General features: G+C 68.1%; 18 protein-coding genes. 8 read left to right on the top strand and 10 right to left on the bottom strand.

The features are described 5' to 3' along the window. Positions 1 to 62: 62 nt before the first annotated feature. Complete coding sequence (locus AC0IY1_RS09985) at positions 63 to 461, top strand: hypothetical protein (RefSeq protein WP_471769247.1); 399 nt, start codon at positions 63 to 65, stop codon at positions 459 to 461. An 8-nt stretch (positions 462 to 469) separates the two neighbouring features. Here the strand turns inward: AC0IY1_RS09985 and AC0IY1_RS09980 are convergent, their stop codons facing one another. Continuing rightward, the gene (locus tag AC0IY1_RS09980) at positions 470 to 769 is read right to left on the bottom strand and encodes an antibiotic biosynthesis monooxygenase family protein (RefSeq protein WP_103709996.1); all 300 of its coding nucleotides are present in this window, start codon (positions 767 to 769) and stop codon (positions 470 to 472) included. 61 nt (positions 770 to 830) lie between these two features. After that, the gene (locus tag AC0IY1_RS09975) at positions 831 to 1,697 is read right to left on the bottom strand and encodes a Kdo hydroxylase family protein (protein WP_471769245.1); all 867 of its coding nucleotides are present in this window, start codon (positions 1,695 to 1,697) and stop codon (positions 831 to 833) included. Between the two features lie 278 nt (positions 1,698 to 1,975). On the opposite strand from AC0IY1_RS09975, the gene AC0IY1_RS09970 reads away from it, so the two are divergent. Both AC0IY1_RS09970 and AC0IY1_RS09965 read left to right on the top strand, forming a co-directional pair. Next, entirely contained in the window at positions 1,976 to 2,434 is a 459-nt protein-coding gene (locus AC0IY1_RS09970) for an RNA polymerase subunit sigma-70 (protein ID WP_471769243.1), read from the top strand. Between the two features lie 87 nt (positions 2,435 to 2,521). Continuing rightward, positions 2,522 to 2,827, top strand: a complete 306-nt coding sequence (locus AC0IY1_RS09965; protein ID WP_055950237.1) for a hypothetical protein — start codon at positions 2,522 to 2,524, stop codon at positions 2,825 to 2,827. A gap of 160 nt (positions 2,828 to 2,987) precedes the next feature. Here AC0IY1_RS09965 and AC0IY1_RS09960 read toward each other — a convergent pair whose 3' ends face one another. Beyond that, positions 2,988 to 3,461, bottom strand: a complete 474-nt coding sequence (locus AC0IY1_RS09960; RefSeq protein WP_103709999.1) for an Hsp20 family protein — start codon at positions 3,459 to 3,461, stop codon at positions 2,988 to 2,990. Positions 3,462 to 3,640: 179 nt separating this feature from the next. Between AC0IY1_RS09960 and AC0IY1_RS09955 the strand changes: the two genes are divergently transcribed. Continuing rightward, the gene (locus AC0IY1_RS09955; protein WP_471769241.1) at positions 3,641 to 4,624 is read left to right on the top strand and encodes an alpha/beta fold hydrolase; all 984 of its coding nucleotides are present in this window, start codon (positions 3,641 to 3,643) and stop codon (positions 4,622 to 4,624) included. Between the two features lie 356 nt (positions 4,625 to 4,980). On the opposite strand, the gene AC0IY1_RS09950 is transcribed toward AC0IY1_RS09955, so the two are convergent. The 5 genes from AC0IY1_RS09950 to AC0IY1_RS09930 all read right to left on the bottom strand — a co-directional run bounded on the left by AC0IY1_RS09950 (position 4,981) and on the right by AC0IY1_RS09930 (position 9,768). Then, on the bottom strand, positions 4,981 to 5,676 hold the full coding sequence (locus AC0IY1_RS09950; protein WP_471769431.1) for a VIT1/CCC1 transporter family protein: 696 nt from the start codon (positions 5,674 to 5,676) through the stop codon (positions 4,981 to 4,983). Between the two features lie 5 nt (positions 5,677 to 5,681). Then, entirely contained in the window at positions 5,682 to 6,269 is a 588-nt protein-coding gene (locus tag AC0IY1_RS09945) for a cytochrome b (RefSeq protein WP_471769240.1), read from the bottom strand. Between the two features lie 388 nt (positions 6,270 to 6,657). Then, positions 6,658 to 7,482 (bottom strand): Dps family protein, encoded by an 825-nt coding sequence (locus tag AC0IY1_RS09940; RefSeq protein ID WP_471769238.1) that lies wholly within the window; start codon positions 7,480 to 7,482, stop codon positions 6,658 to 6,660. 233 nt (positions 7,483 to 7,715) lie between these two features. Beyond that, a complete protein-coding gene (locus tag AC0IY1_RS09935) occupies positions 7,716 to 9,098 on the bottom strand; it encodes a sensor histidine kinase (protein ID WP_471769236.1) in 1,383 nt (460 codons plus the stop codon). Then, positions 9,091 to 9,768 (bottom strand): response regulator transcription factor, encoded by a 678-nt coding sequence (locus AC0IY1_RS09930; protein ID WP_471769235.1) that lies wholly within the window; start codon positions 9,766 to 9,768, stop codon positions 9,091 to 9,093. Before AC0IY1_RS09930 ends, AC0IY1_RS09935 begins: the two co-directional genes overlap by 8 nt. A gap of 419 nt (positions 9,769 to 10,187) precedes the next feature. Here AC0IY1_RS09930 and AC0IY1_RS09925 point away from each other — a divergent pair, with 419 nt between their 5' ends. From AC0IY1_RS09925 to AC0IY1_RS09915, 3 genes are read left to right on the top strand one after another with little or no spacing between them, the layout of a single operon-like run. Continuing rightward, entirely contained in the window at positions 10,188 to 11,324 is a 1,137-nt protein-coding gene (locus AC0IY1_RS09925) for an efflux RND transporter periplasmic adaptor subunit (RefSeq protein WP_471769234.1), read from the top strand. A 7-nt stretch (positions 11,325 to 11,331) separates the two neighbouring features. Next, entirely contained in the window at positions 11,332 to 14,469 is a 3,138-nt protein-coding gene (locus AC0IY1_RS09920) for an efflux RND transporter permease subunit (protein WP_471769232.1), read from the top strand. 25 nt (positions 14,470 to 14,494) lie between these two features. Next, positions 14,495 to 14,800 (top strand): hypothetical protein, encoded by a 306-nt coding sequence (locus AC0IY1_RS09915; protein ID WP_471769230.1) that lies wholly within the window; start codon positions 14,495 to 14,497, stop codon positions 14,798 to 14,800. Between the two features lie 164 nt (positions 14,801 to 14,964). On the opposite strand, the gene AC0IY1_RS09910 is transcribed toward AC0IY1_RS09915, so the two are convergent. Continuing rightward, entirely contained in the window at positions 14,965 to 15,366 is a 402-nt protein-coding gene (locus tag AC0IY1_RS09910) for a MerR family transcriptional regulator (protein ID WP_471769228.1), read from the bottom strand. Between the two features lie 77 nt (positions 15,367 to 15,443). Between AC0IY1_RS09910 and AC0IY1_RS09905 the strand changes: the two genes are divergently transcribed. Next, positions 15,444 to 16,196, top strand: coding sequence for a glutaredoxin family protein (locus AC0IY1_RS09905; RefSeq protein ID WP_471769227.1), 753 nt, complete (start codon positions 15,444 to 15,446; stop codon positions 16,194 to 16,196). A 519-nt stretch (positions 16,197 to 16,715) separates the two neighbouring features. Here the strand turns inward: AC0IY1_RS09905 and hisN are convergent. Then, the gene (gene hisN / locus AC0IY1_RS09900; RefSeq protein WP_471769226.1) at positions 16,716 to 17,504 is read right to left on the bottom strand and encodes a histidinol-phosphatase; all 789 of its coding nucleotides are present in this window, start codon (positions 17,502 to 17,504) and stop codon (positions 16,716 to 16,718) included. Positions 17,505 to 17,540: the final 36 nt, after the last annotated feature.

Genomic DNA, 17,540 nt, shown 5'->3' with positions numbered 1-17,540 from the left:
GTGATGGGAACGGATCATCGCGATCGCGGCGGGAGGTCATGGTGACGCTCGGAGCTCGGACGATGCCCCTGGAGACGCGCGCCGGGCCGGCGCGGGACGATCCCGAGGCCGAGGCGGCGATGCCGGCGCAGGCCGGGGTCCGTCAGGCGATCATCCGTGAGGGTCTGCGCACGCCCCGGACGGTGCGCCGCTTCCGGGATGTCGAAGGCGAAGCGGAGCCGGAGGTCCGGTCGTTCGCCCTGGGTTGGGCGCCGTCCCTCCTGCTCAACCTCGTCCTGCTCACCGCGCCCTTCGCCCTGGTGATCGCGCTGCCGCCCGTCCTGGCCTGCCGCGAGCGCGCCGCGCAGTTTGGTTTCTTCGCCGGCGAGACCCTGTCGGGATGCGCCGCGCGCGGTGTCCGCGCGCGGATCGGCCGGCTCGACGACCGCATCAAGATGCTGGTGCGCGGTTCCGGCTCCTGACGCGTCCCTTAGAAGGCCTGGAGGGCCAGTTCGGTGTGCTCGACGCTCGGCGGGGCCTCGAAGCAGGGCGAGACCATGGCCCGGTAGTCCTTCCAGGCCTGGGAGCCGGTGAAATCCACGGTGTGGTTCTCCAGGGTCTCCCACTCGATGTGCAGGCGGTAGCGCTGCGGCTTCTCGATGGAGCGGCGGACGGCGAAGCTGCGGCAGCCCTTGGCGGCCTTGAAGATCGCCGAGGCCTTGGCGATGCCGGCCTCGAACTCGGCCTCCATCCCGGGCTTGACGTCGATCTGCGCGATTTCGAGGATCATCGGGGGTCTCCGGCCGTAGGGTTCGAGGGGGATCAGCGGAAAGGGAATTCGCGAAAGGGACTCAGCGAAGGGGGCGGCCGAGGGCCTGGGCGAGCAGGCGCTGCGGGCTGCGCTCGGGGCGGGCCTGGTCGGCCACCGCGAGGTAGGCGGTCTGCTCGAGCATGTACTGGCCGCCCATGGCGCCGTGCATCACGAGGTCCGAGAAGGTCACCCAGGTCTGGCCGGGGGAGAAGTGCACGTCCGCCTGGGGCGCCGTCTCCTGGTAGGCCATGTCCTGCTTCAGGGCGTCGTGCAGGTGCAGCATGAGGTGGTCGTACTCGCTGCGCCGCGCCTTGGTGATCTTCAGGAGCGCCAGCATCCGGGCCGAGAGCGGCGAGTAGCCGGGCAGGCGCGGCAGGAATTTCTGCGCCATCGACGGGAAGTCCTCGCCGACGCGCCAGTGACGCGGCTGCCCGTTGGGGTTGATGTTGCGGAAGATGCGCAGGATGCGCTTCTCGCCGATCGGGTTCGACGGGAAGGCGTCCACGTGCAGGCGGGTGTCGTCGCGCCGCCAGCTCAGCTTGCGCTGGTCGACCTCGAAGGGGCGATAGGAGGTGCCCGCGAAGGAGACCTTGCCGGCATAGGCCGGCAGGTGCTCGGCCAGCAGCGCCTCGGCGAAGCTGCGGTAGCGGATCAGGACCTGGCGCAGGGCCTCCTGCTCCTCCGGCGTGCCGGCCGCGCCCCGGAGGGTGGCCTCCGGTCCGCGGATATTGACGTTCTTGGCCTTGCCGTCGGCGAAGGGGCGCTCGACGAAGCGCTCCTCGAAGCGGCTCAAGGGAAAGTCCAGATCGGGGAACATCAGGACCGCGCCGCCCTCGAGGGCATCCACCAGGGACGGCGTGCCGGGGGGCGGCCCCGCGCGTGAGACGGATACGATCGGGCTGATCATCGGGCGGGGATCCTCGAAAACCGCGGCAGGACCGGCGGTTTAGCCGAACGGCACGCCGCTGACCACGGGCGCGGCGGCCCGTCAGGAGCCCCCTGCCCGCCCCGGTCCGGGCCGGTCCCGGCGGATAGCGGTGGATGACGGTGCTTGCCTGTTGTCACGATGCCCGAACCAGCCCAACCCTGACAGCCTGTCCGGAGCAACCCTGGCGTTTCGGTCGCGTTGATGGAACAGTCGCGGTTCCGACCTCACGGAACCCTGCGGCGATGAGGATGCCGACCATGGCGACGTTGAAGGAATTCGAGGAGTCCCTGCGCGAGCACGGCATGCACATGGCGCTCGCCCTGCTGGAGCGCCTGCGCGAGCGGGACCGGGCGACGCGGACGATCAAGCCGGCCCGGCGCCTGACCGGCCAGAAGATGACCCCGGAGCTCGCCCGCGCGATCCTCGACCTGCATGCCTCCACCGGCATGACCCAGCAGGAGATCGCCTTCAAGGTCGGCGTGAACCAGGGCCGGGTCAACGAGGTGATCAAGCGCGGCAAGTGGCTCGACGATGATCCCCATGCCCCGGAGGCGATCGCCCGCGACAAGGCGAAAGCCCGCCTCAGGGCCGATCCGCCGGCCGAGCGCCCGGCCACACGCCGGACCGTGGGCAAGCCTGCGGCCAATCGTGCCAAGGGCAATCCGGCCGCGCGGCGTCCGAGCCCGCAGGGACAGTTGATCTTCGGCGACCTGTGAGCGCACGCGGCGGCCGAGGCGCCTGAGGCATGGGGCGCGCCGCGTCCCGCGTCGGGATCGACCGGTCGCCGAGCGCGTTGGCCCGCCATGCCGATCCGCATTGCCCGCGCCGCCCTCGTCCTTGCCCTCTGCACCGCACCGGCGCACGCGCAGCGGGCCTCAACGACAGCCATGTCCTGCGGCCAGGCCAAGACGCTGGTGGACCGCCGGGGCGGCCTCGTCCTCGGAACCGGGGGGCAGACCTATGACCGCTTCGTGCGCGACCGCAGCTTCTGCGAGGTCACCGAGATCACGATCCCGGCCTTCGTGCCGGCGCAGGATACGCCGCGCTGCTTCATCGGCTATCGCTGCAAGGAGCCGAGCCGCGACGATGGATTCGACGGCGACTTCTGAGCCGACCGTTCCTCCGGGCACGCGGTCTCCGGATCGGAAGACGCTTTCGGATCGAAAGACGTCTCCGGACAGAAAGAGGCTTCTGGACAGAAACAAACTTCCGGACAGAAAAACGCCCCGGCCGTGCGGCCGGGGCGCTCCGAACGTCCTTACGCGCCGATCAGGCGGCCTGCTGCACCGAACCCTCAATCACCGGGGCCTGCGGGGTGCGGCCGGTGGCGATCTGGATCTGACGGGGCTTCTTCGCCTCCGGAATCTCGCGGACGAGATCGATGTGGAGGAGGCCGTTCTCCAGGGCGGCACCCGTCACCTGGACGTAGTCGGCCAGCTGGAACCGACGCTCGAAGGCGCGGGCCGCGATGCCCTGGTGCAGGAATTCCGCCGGCTTGGCGGGATCGGACTTCCGCTCGCCCTTCAGGGTGAGCGCGTTCTCCTTGACCTCGATCGCGAGATCGGAGTCGGTGAAGCCGGCCACCGCCACCGTGATCCGGTAGGCGTTCTCGCCGGTGCGCTCGATGTTGTAGGGCGGATAGGTCGGAGCCGCGTCGGCACTCACGAGCTGGTCGAGGGCCGAGAAGAGGCGGTCGAAACCGACGGTGGAGCGATAGAGGGGAGCAAGGTCGAACTGACGCATCACATATTCTCCGTAAGAAGCAACATGCTGGTTTCAGGTCCGCCCGAGGGCCGGACCAGTCGCACCGCCGTATTGGCCGGTGCTTCCGTGATATCGGCTCTGGGTTTCAGCCTCGCAAGAGCCTGAGCCGGTGCCTCGGCCAAAAAATTTGGTTCCTTCCTCTACCTGAGACTTCGTCGATGCTGACTCTGCGCTCCACCCCCGACAATCCCGTTCCGCCGGGCGGTGCCCTCAAGGCGGTGCGCACCGACGACGGCATCGAGTTGCGCGCCGCCCATTGGCGCCCGACCACCCGCCTGGTGAAGGGAACCGTCTGCCTCCTCCAGGGCCGGGCCGAATTCATCGAGAAGTACTACGAAACCATCGCCGACCTGCGCGGGCGGGGCTTCGCCGTCGTCGCCTTCGACTGGCGTGGCCAGGGCGAGTCGCAGCGACAGGTCGACGATCCGCATCGGGGCCACGTCGCGGATTTCGACGATTACCGTCTCGATCTGAAGGCGATCGAGGATGCCATCCTGCATCCCTTGATGCCGCATCCGCATCTGGCCCTCGCGCACTCGATGGGCGGGGCCGTCGCCCTGACCGGGGCCCATGACGGCTGGCTGCCGTTCCGGCGCGTCGTCATGGTGGCGCCCATGCTGTCGATCCGCATGGTGCGTTGGCCCGCCGGGGCGGCCCTCCTCGCCGCTGCCCTGCACGCGATCGGCTGGGGCCGGCGCTACATTCCCTTCGGCTCGGCGGTCTCGATCGCGACGAAGCCCTATCCGGGCAATCGCCTGTGCCGCGATCCGAAGCGCTATGCCCGCAACGCGGCGGCCGCCCGGGATGTCGGGGCCGGCGCCGTCGGCGATCCGAGCATCGCCTGGCTCGCGAGCGCCTTCCGGGCGATGAAGCGCCTCGCCGATCCGCGCGTGCCGGGCCGGATCTCGGTGCCGACGCTCATCGTCGCGGCGGGCGCCGACCCCGTCTGCGGTACCCGCACCACCGAGCGTTTCGCCCGCGGCCTGCGCGCCGGGCACATCCTGGTGCTGCCCGATGCCCGGCACGAGATCCTGTCGGAACGCGACGGCATCCGTCAGGACTTCTGGGCCGCCTTCGACGCCTTCATGCCCGGCTCCGACACGCCCCAGCCGACCGACGCACGCGTTCGGCAGGAGGCGTAACCTGAGGGGTCAAGAGGAGGCGTGCGCGTCAGGGACGTCTGGTGGTCCCCGATGCGGGAGACCTGTGCCGCGGGGGCTGCTTTCGACCCAACATTGCCATAGACATTAGATGACGCACTGCCCGAAAGCGGCCATTCAATTGGCTGCGGTTAAGCCGGGCTCGCGAAGAAGAAGGCCACCCCGAACAGAATGTAGACCCCGAGGAGCAGGAGTCCCTCGAACCACGTCGTCTCGCCTTTACGGGCGATGGCGTTGACGATGAAGGCGGTACCCGCAATCGCGAAGAGTTGCAGCGGGTTGGAGTCTGTATGTTGGTTTGGGACGGCTCGCTGGGCGACGGGACCGCCACCTCATGTTCAAACCGCCTTGCCGACGAGATGTCCGATACCCGCGGTCACAGCCATCGCTAGGGCGCCCCAGAACGCTACCCGGGCTGTCGGTCGCAGAATCTCGGCCCCGCCGACCTTTGCGCCGAGGGCTCCGAGCAGGGCCAGGAAAACCAGGGATGCCCCCGAAACGAGGTACACCACGAGATCGGCCGGCGAGACTGCCGCCACCGCCAGGGGCAGCGCCGCTCCGGACGAGAAGGTCGCCGCGGATGTCAGCGCTGCCTGGACCGGACGCGCCGTCGTGAACTCGGATATCCCGAGCTCGTCCCGTGCGTGGGCGGCTAGCGCATCCTTCGCCATGAGTTGCTGGGCCACCTTGAGGGCAAGTTCCTGGTCCAGGCCGCGGGTGACGTAGATGGCGGCGAGTTCCTCGCGCTCGGCGGCTGGGTCCTGTTCGAGTTCGCGGCTCTCCCGGGCTAGATCTGCCCGCTCGGTGTCTGATTGGGAGCTGACCGAGACGTACTCGCCAGCCGCCATTGACATCGCGCCGGCAACGAGGCCCGCGCAGCCCGCCACTAGGATCTCCCCGGTGGAAGCGGTGGACGCGGCGACGCCCACGATCAGGCTGGCGGTCGAGACGAGCCCATCGTTGGCGCCGAGCACTGCCGCCCGTAGCCATCCGATGCGGTCGATAAGGTGGTTTTCTGCGTGGGGTGCGCGCACTGCGTTCAACGTCTTTCGGAGGTGAGCCGTGCAGCACGGCTTGGAAGGATGCGCCGCAGGATGCCGTCGTGCCAAAGGTAGTGGTGGACCAGCGCGGCGGCGGCATGGAACAGCGCTAGCGCCATCAGGATGTTGGCGGCGACCCCGTGCCAATGGGTCAACGGCCGGCGCCATTCCGGGTCGCCGATGGCCGGTAACGCCAGCGGCCCAGCAAGGGTGACGCCGCGCACGAGGGCATTCGCGATGCCGAGCCCTGCGATCGCGAAGAGCAGCGCATACAGGGCGGCGTGGGTCGCCTTGGCCAAGATGTGCAGGGCCCCCGGATCGTCCACGGGAAGCCGGCGGCCGCCGAACCATCTCCAGAACGGCAACGCGACGATGAAGGCGGTCAGGACGAAGCCCAGGTCGAAGTGAGCCGACCAGATCCCGGAGCGCAGGGTCCCCTTTGGTACGATGTCTTCGAGGAAGGTACCGATCAGCCAAAGGACCAACACAAGGCCAGCGGTCAGCCAATGCAAGGCGATGGTGCCCCGGTCGTAGGTCGACGCGCCCGGATTTCCGGCGACGGTGGCGCGTCTCGTGCTCGAACTCATCGCTAAATGTCCGCTACGGCCGTTGAGGCATTGGATGGGACGACATGGCTCACTGCCAAAGCCGCTTCGGATGACCGGCGCGGTAGGAGGCGACGCCCCTTGGCGCTGAGGGACCAAAGGCCCGGAGCGGTGCCGCCGCGCGGTCCCGGCTTGACGAACCCGCGTTCGAGCAGGGAACGCACCGTGCGCATCTCCCACGGTCCGGGGAAACGAAGCGACCCTTCGCGCTCCAGGCGACGCAGCATGGTCCGCTGCACCGGAGTGAGTGAACGCCAGATCCGTGATGCGTCGAGGAAACCCATTATTAGATTAGAGCTATTCCAATCTTGATCGAAAGCGCAAGAGGTCGATGGCCCTCTCCGGTAACGGGTAGGGCCATCGCCACGCCTCAGGGCTTGGACGAACTGCCGCTCGTGTTCGGCGCTTGTTGACCCTGAAGGTCGACCGGCTTGTTGTCGTTGAGGTCCCAGCCCGTGTTCGGGTCGGTCTTGGTGCGCTGGAGTTGGGCGCGCATCTGCCACTGGTACTTGGCAATGCCGTGCTCGACCTCCTGCAGGAGGTTCGAGGTCGTCGGATCGACCTGCTCGGTCGCCTTGATGGCCGCGTTCACCTCCTCACCGACCCGCTTGTAGGCGTTGGTGAACCATACCAGGATCTGGGCATCGTCGAGGAAGCCGCCGGGGATCTCCGGGACGCCGGAAGTCTTGACGATGGTGTTGGCGCGGCCGTCGGCCGAGGACCCGACGGCGAGCAGACGCTCGGCGATGGTGTCGGCGTACTTGGACAGGCCCTCGTAGTGCTCCTGCAGGAGCAGGTGCAGCGGGTAGTACAGGGTGCCGGAGGCGTTCCAGTGCGCCTGCTTGGTCTGGAGCTGGAGCTGCTGCAGCTCGGTCAGGGTCTGCTGGAGGGCTGCGACATCCTTCTTGATCGCATCCGCATCGCCGTCGAGGCCGATAACCGGAAGTGTCGTCATCTCGTTGGTCGGGAAGGCGCCGACCGGCTGCGGGCTGGTGGTCTTGGTCTGCGAGGCGCCGCGGACATCGTCGGTGCTTTTGGCGGTCGGCTTATCGGCCTGGGCGAGGTCGATCCGCGAGAGGACCTTCATTGCGCTCTGGGCCGGCGGCGCGACGGTTGGCGTTCCGTTGGCGAGGACGGGAAGCGGCAGCGCCGTCCCGAGGAGGAGCATGGCCGAGAGGAAACGGGCGTTCTTCATGAGGTGCTGATGTGACCTTGGAGGAGGCACCGCCCTGGGAGGGCGATGTGTAAATGGAAAACGAACGCAGTTTGGAAGCGTTCGAAAATGACACCGAATTTAAGGTTCGTCTGGATATGGCCTGAGAAGCGATAGGTGTGGCATCCGTCATGGCTGCCACGGCCTTCGCTCATCACGCGAGACCTTTAGGGCCAGGCGCGATCAGCGCCGGCTTTCGAAGGCAGGCTGGTCGTTCATCCCATGACCGACGGATGACGCTCCGCCGTCAGGCATGCCATCTCGAAGCGACATCCACCGTGGGGACCGTCGCCGACGGTGAGGGGAAATCCGTGCAGCTTGGCGATGGCCGCGACGAGGCCGAGGCCGAGGCCGTTTCCCTGCGTCTGTCGGGCACGTTCGGCACGATAGAATCGCTTGAAGACATGGTCTTGCTCGCCGGCGGCGATGCCAGGACCCGTGTCCTCCACGGACACCACGGCGACGCCGTCGCGCCGCGCGAGACCGATCCCGACGCGGCCTCCGGTCGGCGTGAACTTGATCGCGTTGTCCAGGAGGTTCGAGACCGCCTCGAAGATGAGGCTGCGGTCGCCCCGAATGACGGACGCTCCCTCCTCGATCCCGATGCCGAGTGCGATCCCCTTCTCGTCGGCCAAGGGTTCGAACAACTCCGCGGCCTCGCTCACCACGAGCCCTAGGTCGACTGGGCCGAAGGCGGCGCAGCGCCGTCCGTGCTCGATCTCGCCGATGCGCAGGACCGCCGTCACCATCTCCAGCGTCTGGTCGATCCAGACCAGTCCCTGATCCACCGCCACGCGCAGTTCGTCGAGGTCGCGGGCTTGATCGCGCCCTCGCTCCAGACGCAGCCTCAGGCGCGTGAGCGGCGTCCGGAGATCGTGGGCGACGGCGTCGCCCACCCCGCGGACCTCCTCCACGAGGCGCTCGATCTCGGCGAGCATGCCGTTGACGTCGCGCGCCAGACGGTCGAACTCGTCACCGGCCTCACCGACCGGCAAGCGTTGGCGCAAGTCGCCCCGCATCACCCGCGCGACCGCCGCCTCGGTTGATGCCAAGCGTCGCCGGGCGCGTCCCGCGAGCAAGATACCGCCGAGGATGGAGAAGGCCAGGGTCGGGACGAGGGCGAGAACGAGCGCCCGGATCACCGTGGCCTTGGCCCGGTCGATCTCGTCGGTGTCGTGGGCCACCACCACCACGCTGCCGTCCTCCAGGGCGAGGGCGGCAGACCAGAGCTCCTCGTGCAGGCGCCGCCCCGCGATGGCCACCTGTGTGCCGATCCGGTGGACGTCGCCGTCGAGCGACAGGTTCGCCGGCGGCGCATCGAGGTTGCCCGCGAGCTTGTGCCCCTCGGCATCGAACAGCCCGGCAAAGTGGACGCTGTGCAGGTCCTCGCTGATCCAGGTCTCGATGCGAGCGCCCGACTTGGCGGGGTCCCCGGCGGCGTACCGGGCTTCGTGGCGCAGGACCTGGGCGAGTTCGTCTTGCATGAACGCTGCGGTCTGCCAGTACACGAAGGCGAAGAGCAGCAGCGAGAGCAGCGTCGACCACAGGGCGATGCCCAGGGCCCACCGGAACGCGAAGGAACGGACGAGCCTAGACATCGGGGGTCAGGGTGAAGCCCTCTCCCCGGACGTTGTGGATCAGCATCGGTTCGCCTTCGGTCTCAAGCTTCTTGCGCAGGCGTCCGACATGGACGTCGATAAGATTGGATTTGGGAGCGAAGCGATAGTTCCAGACTTCTTCGAACATCATCGCCCGGGTCACGACCTGCCCGGACCGCCGCATGAGGTATTCGAGCAGCTTGAGCTCGCGCGGCAGGAGGTCGAGGTCGCGCAGGCCCCTGCGACCGGTGCCGGCGATCAGGTCGAGCTCCAGTGTTCCCACCCGGAGGACCGTCTCGCGGGAGTCCGTCGGCCGCCGTAGCAAGGCCTCGATCCGAGCTGCGAGTTCGGCGAGGACAAAAGGCTTGCCGAGATAGTCGTCGCCGCCGGCGCGCAAGCCGCGGATGCGCTCGTCGACGTCGCCGAGCGCGCTCAGGACCAGTGCAGGCGTCCGGTCGCCGGTTCCGCGCAGGTCGCGCAACAAGGTGAGCCCGTCCAGGCCCGGAAGCATCCGGTCGAGGATGATGGCGTTCCAGGCCCCCGAACCGGCCGCATCCGCGCCCTCCGGCCCGGTGGGGGCCCACGCGACCTCGTGACCCCGCCCGCGCAGGTCGGCGAGGATCTCCTCGGCCGTCGCGGCATCGTCCTCGATCAGAAGCAGCTTGGCCAACCCGGTCCACTCCCGGGCTCACGCCCCTGTCCCGTTGCGTGATGTGGTTCGGAACCGGCCCCGGGACCACGAGTGTGAACGCGAATTTAATGGCGGGTGCGGTCGCGCGCCCTATGTCTTAGAAGAACTCTAATCTGATTTGGATCGATATCTTGCTGAGGGAGGCGGAGACCGACATGCCCGGGACCGGCGATGCTGAGATCGTCGACCGTGGCAGGGTGCGCGCATCGGTGAATGCCGCTGCATCGGGCACGGCGGGAACACCCATAGGCACCGCGGCACCCGCTCCCGCATCTACGAGGATCTGGTTCCGTTCGCGGTGGGTCCTAGTTGTTTGTCTGGCCGCGCTCGGGCTGGCCGGCTGGTGGTATCGGGACGCCGTCCGGCCCTATGCCGAACCGCTTATCCAGACGGCCGGAATGGCGCCAGCGGCACCCGAGGCCGCTACGACGACCCCGGCCGCATCCGAACAGCCGACCGAGGACAACGTCGTCCGGCTCGATGCCGACGGCCAGGGCCGCCTCGGACTGGCCTTCGGGCAATCAGAGACCCGCCGGATTATCCTACCCGTGCGGACCCCCGGCATGGTCGCCTTCGACGAGCGCCGGGTCACCCGCCTGAAGCCCCGCACCTCGGGTCGGGTCCTGAGCCTGTCCGTGCAGCCGGGCGACCGGGTGAGTGCAGGGCAGACGCTGGCCACCCTCGATGCCTCCGGCGTCCTCGATGCGCGCAACGGCCTCGCCGCGGCGCAGGCCAGCCTCGGCGAGGCGCAGGCCACGGAGAAGGTCGCCGAGATCAACCTGAAGCGCGGCAGCGACCTCGTGAAGCTCGGCGGGGTCGCCCAGGCCGAGGTCGACCGGCGCCAGGTCGACCTCGCCAAAGCTCATGCGGCCACCCTGTCCGCCAAGTCGCAGGTCGACCTCTACCGGGCGCAGTACGAGCGCCTCGCCCCGGCCCCCGGGGAGGCCCCCGGCACCAGCGCCATCGTCTCGCCCATCGACGGCGTGGTGACGATGGCGGGGATCACCCTGGGCGAGGTGGTCGATACCAACCGCGACGCCTTCACCGTGGCGGACCCGTCGCAGATCCAGGTCCTGGCCAACCTCTACGGCCATGACATCGCCACCGTGAAGGCCGGCGACCGGGCGAGCATCGAAGCCCCCATCACGGCGCATCCCCGCTTCGAGGGACGGGTGCGCTCGGTCAACGCCGCCATCGACCCGATGACCAACACCGCCCCGGCCCGCATCGAGATCGCCAACCCCGATGGGAGCTTGCGCGCCAACATGTTCGTGTCCGTTGAGATCGCCGCCGATCTCGGGCGCGAGGGCGTCACGGTGCCGGCCGGCGCGATCCAGCAGACCGAGAGCGGCCCCATCGCCTTCGTGCGCACCGGCGACGACCGTTTCGAGAAACGGGACCTCAAGCTCGGTATCCAGCGCGCCGACTGGGTCGAGGTGACGTTCGGCGTGGCGGCGGGTGAGACGGTGGCGACGTTAGGAAGCTTCGGCCTCAAGGCCATCCTGATGCGCGCCCTGCTCGGCTCGACGGACTGAGGCCGCGATGAACGCCTGGTTCGCCCTTCTCATCCGCCGCCGCTGGCTCGTTCTGATCCTGGCGCTCGCCGGCGCGGTCGGAGGCATCGTCAACCTCGAAGGCCTGTCCATCGACGCGGTGCCCGACGTTTCGCCCAAGCAGGTCATGGTGCTGACGCTGTCGCCGGGCCTCGGGCCCCTAGAGGTCGAGCGCCTCGTCAGCTTCCCGGTCGAGAACGCGATGGCCGGGGCGCCAGGGCTGTCGGGCATCCGCTCGACCTCACGCTACGGGGTCTCGGCCGTCTACGTCACCTTTGACGATTCCATGTCGATCACCGAGGCAAGATCCCAGGTGTTCCAGCGCCTGCCGCTGGCGAAAACCATGATGCCGGCTGGCATCGGCGATCCCGAAATGGGTCCGATGGCGACGGGGCTCGGCGAGATCTACCAGTTCGAGGTGCGGGGGCCGGGCTACTCGCCGATGGCGCTGAAGCGCATCCTGCAATGGACCATCGCGCCGAAGCTCAAGCTCACCCCTGGCATCACCGACGTGAACATCTACGGCGGACAAATGCCGACCTACGAGGTCCGCATCGCCGCCGAGAGCCTGCACCGCTACGGCGTGACCATGGCCCAGGTCTACACGGCTCTGTCCGAGAACAACGCCGCGCGTGGGGGCGCCTACATCGAGCACAACGACCAGCAGGAGGTCATCCGCGGCCTCGGCCTCGCCAAGGATACGAAGGACCTTGCCAATGTCGTCGTGACGACGGGCCCCGGCGGCGTCCCGGTCACGGTCGCGACCCTGGGCGAGGTGGTGGAAGCACCGAAGGTCCGCCTCGGCGCCGTGACGCACGACGCGGCAGGCGAGACCGTCGTCGGCATCGCCATGATGCAGCAGGGCGAGAACGCCAGCGCCGTGGTCGCCGCCGTGAAGCAGACCATCGAAGCCCTTCGCCCGCAGCTGCCGCCGGGCGTCGAGATCGTCCCGTACTATGACCGCAGCACCCTGGTGGCGCGGACCATCCGCACCGTCGAGCACAACCTCATGGAAGGTGCCGTGCTCGTCATCGTCGTGCTGCTCCTGCTGCTCGGCAACCTTCGAGCGGGGCTCGTGGTGGCGGCCGCCATCCCCCTGTCGATGCTCGTGGCATTCGCCGGGATGCGGCTGTTCGGGCTGTCGGGCAACCTCATGAGCCTCGGCGCCATCGACTTCGGCCTCATCGTCGACGGCGCCGTGGTAATGATCGAGAACGTCCTGCGCGCCCGCGGCGAGCACCCTGAACGTCCGACCGAGGAGGTCATCCGCAAGGCGACTGTCGAGGTGGCGCGCCCGATCCTGTTCGCGGTCGCCATCATCATCATGGTCTACCTGCCCATCCTCGCCCTCGAAGGGGTGGCGGGCAAGATGTTCCGGCCGATGGCGCTCACCGTCATCCTGGCCCTGGCCGGATCCCTGGTGCTAACCATGACCCTGATGCCGGCGCTCGCCGCCATCGTGCTGGCAGGCCCAGGCATCGGTGAACGCGAGACCCGCCTCGTCCATTGGGCGCGCAGCGCCTACACCCCCGTGCTGAGGCTGGCCGAGCGCCGCACGGGGATCACCGTCCTGGTGACGTTCAGCTTGTTCGCCGGCAGTTGCTGGCTCGCGACCCGGCTCGGGGGCGAGTTCCTGCCCAAGCTCTCGGAAGGCTCCATCGTCATCACGTCCGAGAAGCTGCCGGGCATCAACCTCGACGCCTCGCTCAAGGTCATGCATCGCATCGAGCAGACCCTGAAGAGCTTCCCGGAGGTCAAGCGGGTCGTGTCGCTCACCGGAAGCGCCGAGATCCCGACCGACCCGATGGGGGTGGAATCCACCGACAGCTTCATCACGCTGGCCGACCCCTCGACCTGGACGACGGCCGACACCCAGGAGGGCCTCGTCGCCGCCCTCGACAAGCGTCTGCGCGCCGAGGTGCCGGGGGTGTCCTACGCGTTCTCGCAGCCGATCCAGATGCGCATGGACGACCTGCTGGAGGGCGTGCGCGGCGACGTGGCGATCAGCCTGTACGGCGACGACCTGAAGGTGCTGAAGGACAAGGCGGACGCCATCGTGCGCGCGGTCTCAGGCGTCTCGGGCGCGGCGGACGTGAAGGCCGAAGCCCAGGCGGGCATGCCGGCGCTCTCGATCCAGGTCGACCGGGCCGCGGCCGCCCGCTACGGCATCAACGTCAGCGACGTCCTCGACGTGGTCGAGAGCATCGGCGGGCGCACCGCCGGCATGATCTACGGCGACGACAACTCCATCACCGACATCGTGGTCCGCCTGAAATCCGCCGACCGCAGCGACATCGCGCACATCCGCGACCTGCCCGTGGGGCGCAGCGGAAAGGCGCTGGTGCCGCTCTCGCTGGTCGCCTCGGTCGACGTTGCGACGGGGCCGGCCCAGATCAGCCGAGAGAAGCTCCAGCGCCGGATCTCGGTCCAGGCCAACGTCCGTGGCCGCGACGTCCAGAGCTTCGTGACGGACGCGCAGGCCGCGGTCCAGGCGCAGGTCCCCCTTCCGCCCCGCTACTCCCTGCAATGGAGCGGGCAGTTCCAGAACCTTCAGGAGGCGACGAGCCGGCTTTCCGTGGTGGTGCCGGCCGCCATGGCCGCGATCCTGGTCCTGCTCGTGGTGATGTTCGGCGACGTCCGGCTGGCCGGGCTAATCTTCCTGAACGTGCCCGTGGCCGCCACCGGGGGCATCGTCGCCCTGTACCTGCGCGGGCTGCCGTTCTCGATCTCCGCGGCGATCGGATTCATCGCCACCTTCGGCATCGCCATCCTCAACGGCGTGGTGCTGACGAGCTACATCCGCGACCTTGAACGGGTCTGCCTCGATGCCCGGGAGGCGGCGACCCGCGCAGCCGAGATGCGCCTGCGGCCTGTCCTGATGACGGCACTGGTGGCGGCCCTCGGCTTCCTGCCGATGGCGCTCTCGACGAGCGCGGGCGCCGAGGTGCAGCGTCCGCTCGCCACGGTGGTGATCGGCGGCCTCGTCACCGCGACGCTCCTGACGCTGGTGGTCCTTCCCACCGTCTATCCGTACCTGGCGCATATCCGGCTTTCATGGCGGCGTCGCGATGACGGTCCATCCGGACTGGGCGCGAAGGGCGACCAACGGGCGGGCGTCGATGGCTAGGGGACTTTGGGCCATCAGGACCAAAGTGTTCCTGGGCGTGCTAACCCTCGCCTCTCTCGCGCAGCCCGCATCGGCAGAAGACTTCGACTGCTCTGGGTTCCTCAGGATGCACGGGATGCTGCGCAGGGCTTCGACCGTCTGCGGCTTCACCCGCTACAACCCTGACATCGTGGACCGGGCCCGCGCATGCTTCGATGCGCTCGGCAGCCTCCATGGCAGCGAGGCGATTCGTTCAGGTGCGGTTGAGTTCGAAGGATGGTTGGCCGTCCCCAATCGCGACGGTCTCTGCAAAACCTTAGCCGACAAGTTTTCGATGGTCGTCCAGCCTTAGTCCGTAAGCCGATGGTTCACGGCCTACCACAACCCGGCCGGTCGACCACGGGCTGGGGATTGGGACTGCTGCCGGCTACAGACGTTCCGAAGACGGCCGAAGGAACGCAGGAGGTCGGGCTCAGGCAGGCGGCCGAGTAATGGCGGCGACGAAGGTATCCCCGATCAGGGATGCTCGAAGGCCGTGATGATCGGGCACGGACCTGCATGACCGGAGCCGCATGCGCGTTCCAGGCGCGCGAGCGCGCCCCGTGCCGCCTGCAACTCCGCGATACGGGCATCGAGGGCCGCGATGCGCTCGCGGGCGAGTTCAAGGGCCCTGGGGCGGTCGTCGGTGGCGTCCAGGTCGATGAGTTCGGCGATCAGTTCAAGCGTGAACCCAGCGGCTTGCGCGGAACGGATGAACCGAAGGCGGCGCACGTCCGCCTCGCCGTAGCGACGGATGCCTCCGAGTCCGGGGCCACCCCGGTCCGGCGTCCCGAGCAGGCCGCGGCGCTGGTAGTAGCGCACTGTCTCGACCCCGACCCCGCCCTCTCGGGCCAGGGCCGCGATGGTCATCCCGGGCATGCCTTGACTCCGTACTATGGTACAGAACCTATATCAGGGGCAGCACGAATACCATCCTAGAAACGAAAGCTGCAGCAATGCCTTCGACGACCACCGCCCGAAAGGCCACGCTTTATCGCATGGTCATGCCGGCCCACACCTGCCCCTACGGCATCAAGGCCAAGGACCTCCTCGAACGCGAGGGGTTCGCGGTCGACGACCACTGGCTCAAGACCCGCGAGGAGACCGACGCCTTCAAGGCGGAGCACGGGGTCAAGAGCACGCCGCAGACCTTCATCAATGGCGATCGCGTCGGCGGCTTCGACGACCTTCAGCGCCACTTCGGCAAGGCCGCCAACGACCCGAACGCCACGACCTACCGACCCGTGATCGCCGTGTTCTCAATGACGGCGTTGATGGCACTGGCAGCGAGCTACGCCGTCTACGGCACGCCGCTGACGATGCGCGCCGCCGAGTGGTTCATCGCCTTCAGCATGTGCGTGCTCGCCCTCCTCAAGCTTCAGGACGTCGAGACGTTCTCCTCGATGTTCCTTGGCTACGACCTCCTGGGGAAGCGTTGGGTGCGCTACGCCTACGCCTACCCGTACCTCGAGGCCGGCGCCGGTGTCCTGATGGTGGCGGGGGCCCTGAACTGGCTCTCGATCCCGGTGGCGCTGTTCATCGGCGGGATCGGCGCGGTCTCGGTGTCCAAGGCGGTCTACGTCGAAAAGCGCGAGATCAAGTGCGCCTGCGTCGGCGGCGCGAGCAAGGTGCCGCTCGGGTTCGTCTCGCTGACCGAGAACCTGATGATGGTCGCCATGGCCGTCTGGATGCTCGTGGCATACCAATGAGGCCGTCGCTTTCGCTTCGGTGACCAGAAGCCTCAACGCATCTCGTTCCTAGTCCTATTGAGGGCGGCTTTGCCCCGGAGTGGCTCCGACGGGAGCGTCGAACGAAGTCTGCTCGCCGGTCCTGAGTATTTCGTCGGTGAAGGCTGGTTAGCCAAACCAGGCCGTAAACGTAAGCGAGGCCGCACCAGCTAAGATGCGGCCTCGTTCAAATTCAAGTTTCTAGATTACAAAATTTTGGGTTCTAGAACACAACATTGGGTCTTGGATCAACCGAGATCAGCAGCCCAAGTGGATGCGGCATCGTCAACTCCAATCAGAAATTTGATGTCGAGCTTGAGCGCCAACGGTCGCTGTATCTTTTGCATGTCGTCAATCTTCGAGAAAGCGCCGGGTTTACATATTTTCCGGCCGAAAGCAGACAGGCAGGAATCCACCCGCAGCGGACCTCACGCATGGGGACGAAGCGTCGGCCTCAGCCCGCCGGGCGCAGGATCTCATGGGCCACTCGGGGCGGGCGCCTCAGGGATTGAGGTGGCGCAGCGCCGCCTCGTGCAGGCGGGGGTCCCCGGCGGCGACGATGCGCCCGCCCCCGGTGGCCGGCCCGCCGTCCCAGGTCGTCACGATGCCGCCGGCCCCCTCGATGATCGGGATCAGCGCGACGATGTCGTAGGGCTTGAGGCCGGCCTCCACCACCAGATCGATCTGTCCGGCCGCCAGCATGCAATAGGCGTAGCAGTCGGTGCCGTACCGGGACAGGCGCACCGCGCGCTCCAGGGCCAGGAAGCGCTCCCGCTCCGCACCCTCGGCGAACAGGCGCGGGTCGGTGGTGGCGAGGACCGCCTGGTCCAGGGCGGTGCCGCGACGGGTCAGCAGGGTGCGCTCGCCGCGGGGCGACCGCAGGCGGGCCTGCCCGCCGTCGCCGGAGAACAGCTCGCCGAGATAGGGTTGGTGCATCAGGCCGCGCACCGCCGCGCCGTGATGGGTCAGCCCGATCAGGGTGCCCCAGGTCGGCAGGCCGGCGACGAAGGCGCGGGTTCCGTCGATGGGGTCCAGCACCCAGACGCACTCGGCATCGAGGTTCTCCGCGCCGAACTCCTCGCCCAGGATGCCGTGGGTCGGCAGGTCGCGCCGGATCATCCCGCGCATGGCCACCTCGGCGGCCCGGTCGGCCTCCGTCACCGGATCGAAGGCGGCCCCGCCCCGCGCCTTGTCGTCCATGCCGAAGGCGGCGCGGAAGAAGGGCAGGATCGCATGCCCCGAGGCCGCGGCGAGATCGTCCATGAACCGCGCGAGATCGACGACGCTCATCGGCATACCTCTTTCCGGCAGGGGCCCGTCAGGCCA

The organism is Methylobacterium sp. AC690, assembly GCF_979256535.1.
This window is presented reverse-complemented; position numbering and strand designations above follow the sequence as displayed.

What these genes read in the sequence shown, in the direction of transcription:
- AC0IY1_RS09960 (WP_103709999.1), bottom strand. Translation starts at nt 3,461, where the DNA reads ATGCGTCAGTTCGACCTTGCTCCCCTCTATCGCTCCACCGTCGGTTTC.
- AC0IY1_RS09970 (WP_471769243.1), top strand. Translation starts at nt 1,976, where the DNA reads ATGGCGACGTTGAAGGAATTCGAGGAGTCCCTGCGCGAGCACGGCATG.
- AC0IY1_RS09945 (WP_471769240.1), bottom strand. Translation starts at nt 6,269, where the DNA reads ATGAGTTCGAGCACGAGACGCGCCACCGTCGCCGGAAATCCGGGCGCG.
- AC0IY1_RS09920 (WP_471769232.1), top strand. Translation starts at nt 11,332, where the DNA reads ATGAACGCCTGGTTCGCCCTTCTCATCCGCCGCCGCTGGCTCGTTCTG.
- hisN (WP_471769226.1), bottom strand. Translation starts at nt 17,504, where the DNA reads ATGAGCGTCGTCGATCTCGCGCGGTTCATGGACGATCTCGCCGCGGCC.
- AC0IY1_RS09980 (WP_103709996.1), bottom strand. Translation starts at nt 769, where the DNA reads ATGATCCTCGAAATCGCGCAGATCGACGTCAAGCCCGGGATGGAGGCC.
- AC0IY1_RS09910 (WP_471769228.1), bottom strand. Translation starts at nt 15,366, where the DNA reads ATGCCCGGGATGACCATCGCGGCCCTGGCCCGAGAGGGCGGGGTCGGG.
- AC0IY1_RS09905 (WP_471769227.1), top strand. Translation starts at nt 15,444, where the DNA reads ATGCCTTCGACGACCACCGCCCGAAAGGCCACGCTTTATCGCATGGTC.
- AC0IY1_RS09975 (WP_471769245.1), bottom strand. Translation starts at nt 1,697, where the DNA reads ATGATCAGCCCGATCGTATCCGTCTCACGCGCGGGGCCGCCCCCCGGC.
- AC0IY1_RS09985 (WP_471769247.1), top strand. Translation starts at nt 63, where the DNA reads ATGCCCCTGGAGACGCGCGCCGGGCCGGCGCGGGACGATCCCGAGGCC.
- AC0IY1_RS09940 (WP_471769238.1), bottom strand. Translation starts at nt 7,482, where the DNA reads ATGAAGAACGCCCGTTTCCTCTCGGCCATGCTCCTCCTCGGGACGGCG.
- AC0IY1_RS09965 (WP_055950237.1), top strand. Translation starts at nt 2,522, where the DNA reads ATGCCGATCCGCATTGCCCGCGCCGCCCTCGTCCTTGCCCTCTGCACC.
- AC0IY1_RS09925 (WP_471769234.1), top strand. Translation starts at nt 10,188, where the DNA reads ATGGCGCCAGCGGCACCCGAGGCCGCTACGACGACCCCGGCCGCATCC.
- AC0IY1_RS09935 (WP_471769236.1), bottom strand. Translation starts at nt 9,098, where the DNA reads ATGTCTAGGCTCGTCCGTTCCTTCGCGTTCCGGTGGGCCCTGGGCATC.
- AC0IY1_RS09955 (WP_471769241.1), top strand. Translation starts at nt 3,641, where the DNA reads ATGCTGACTCTGCGCTCCACCCCCGACAATCCCGTTCCGCCGGGCGGT.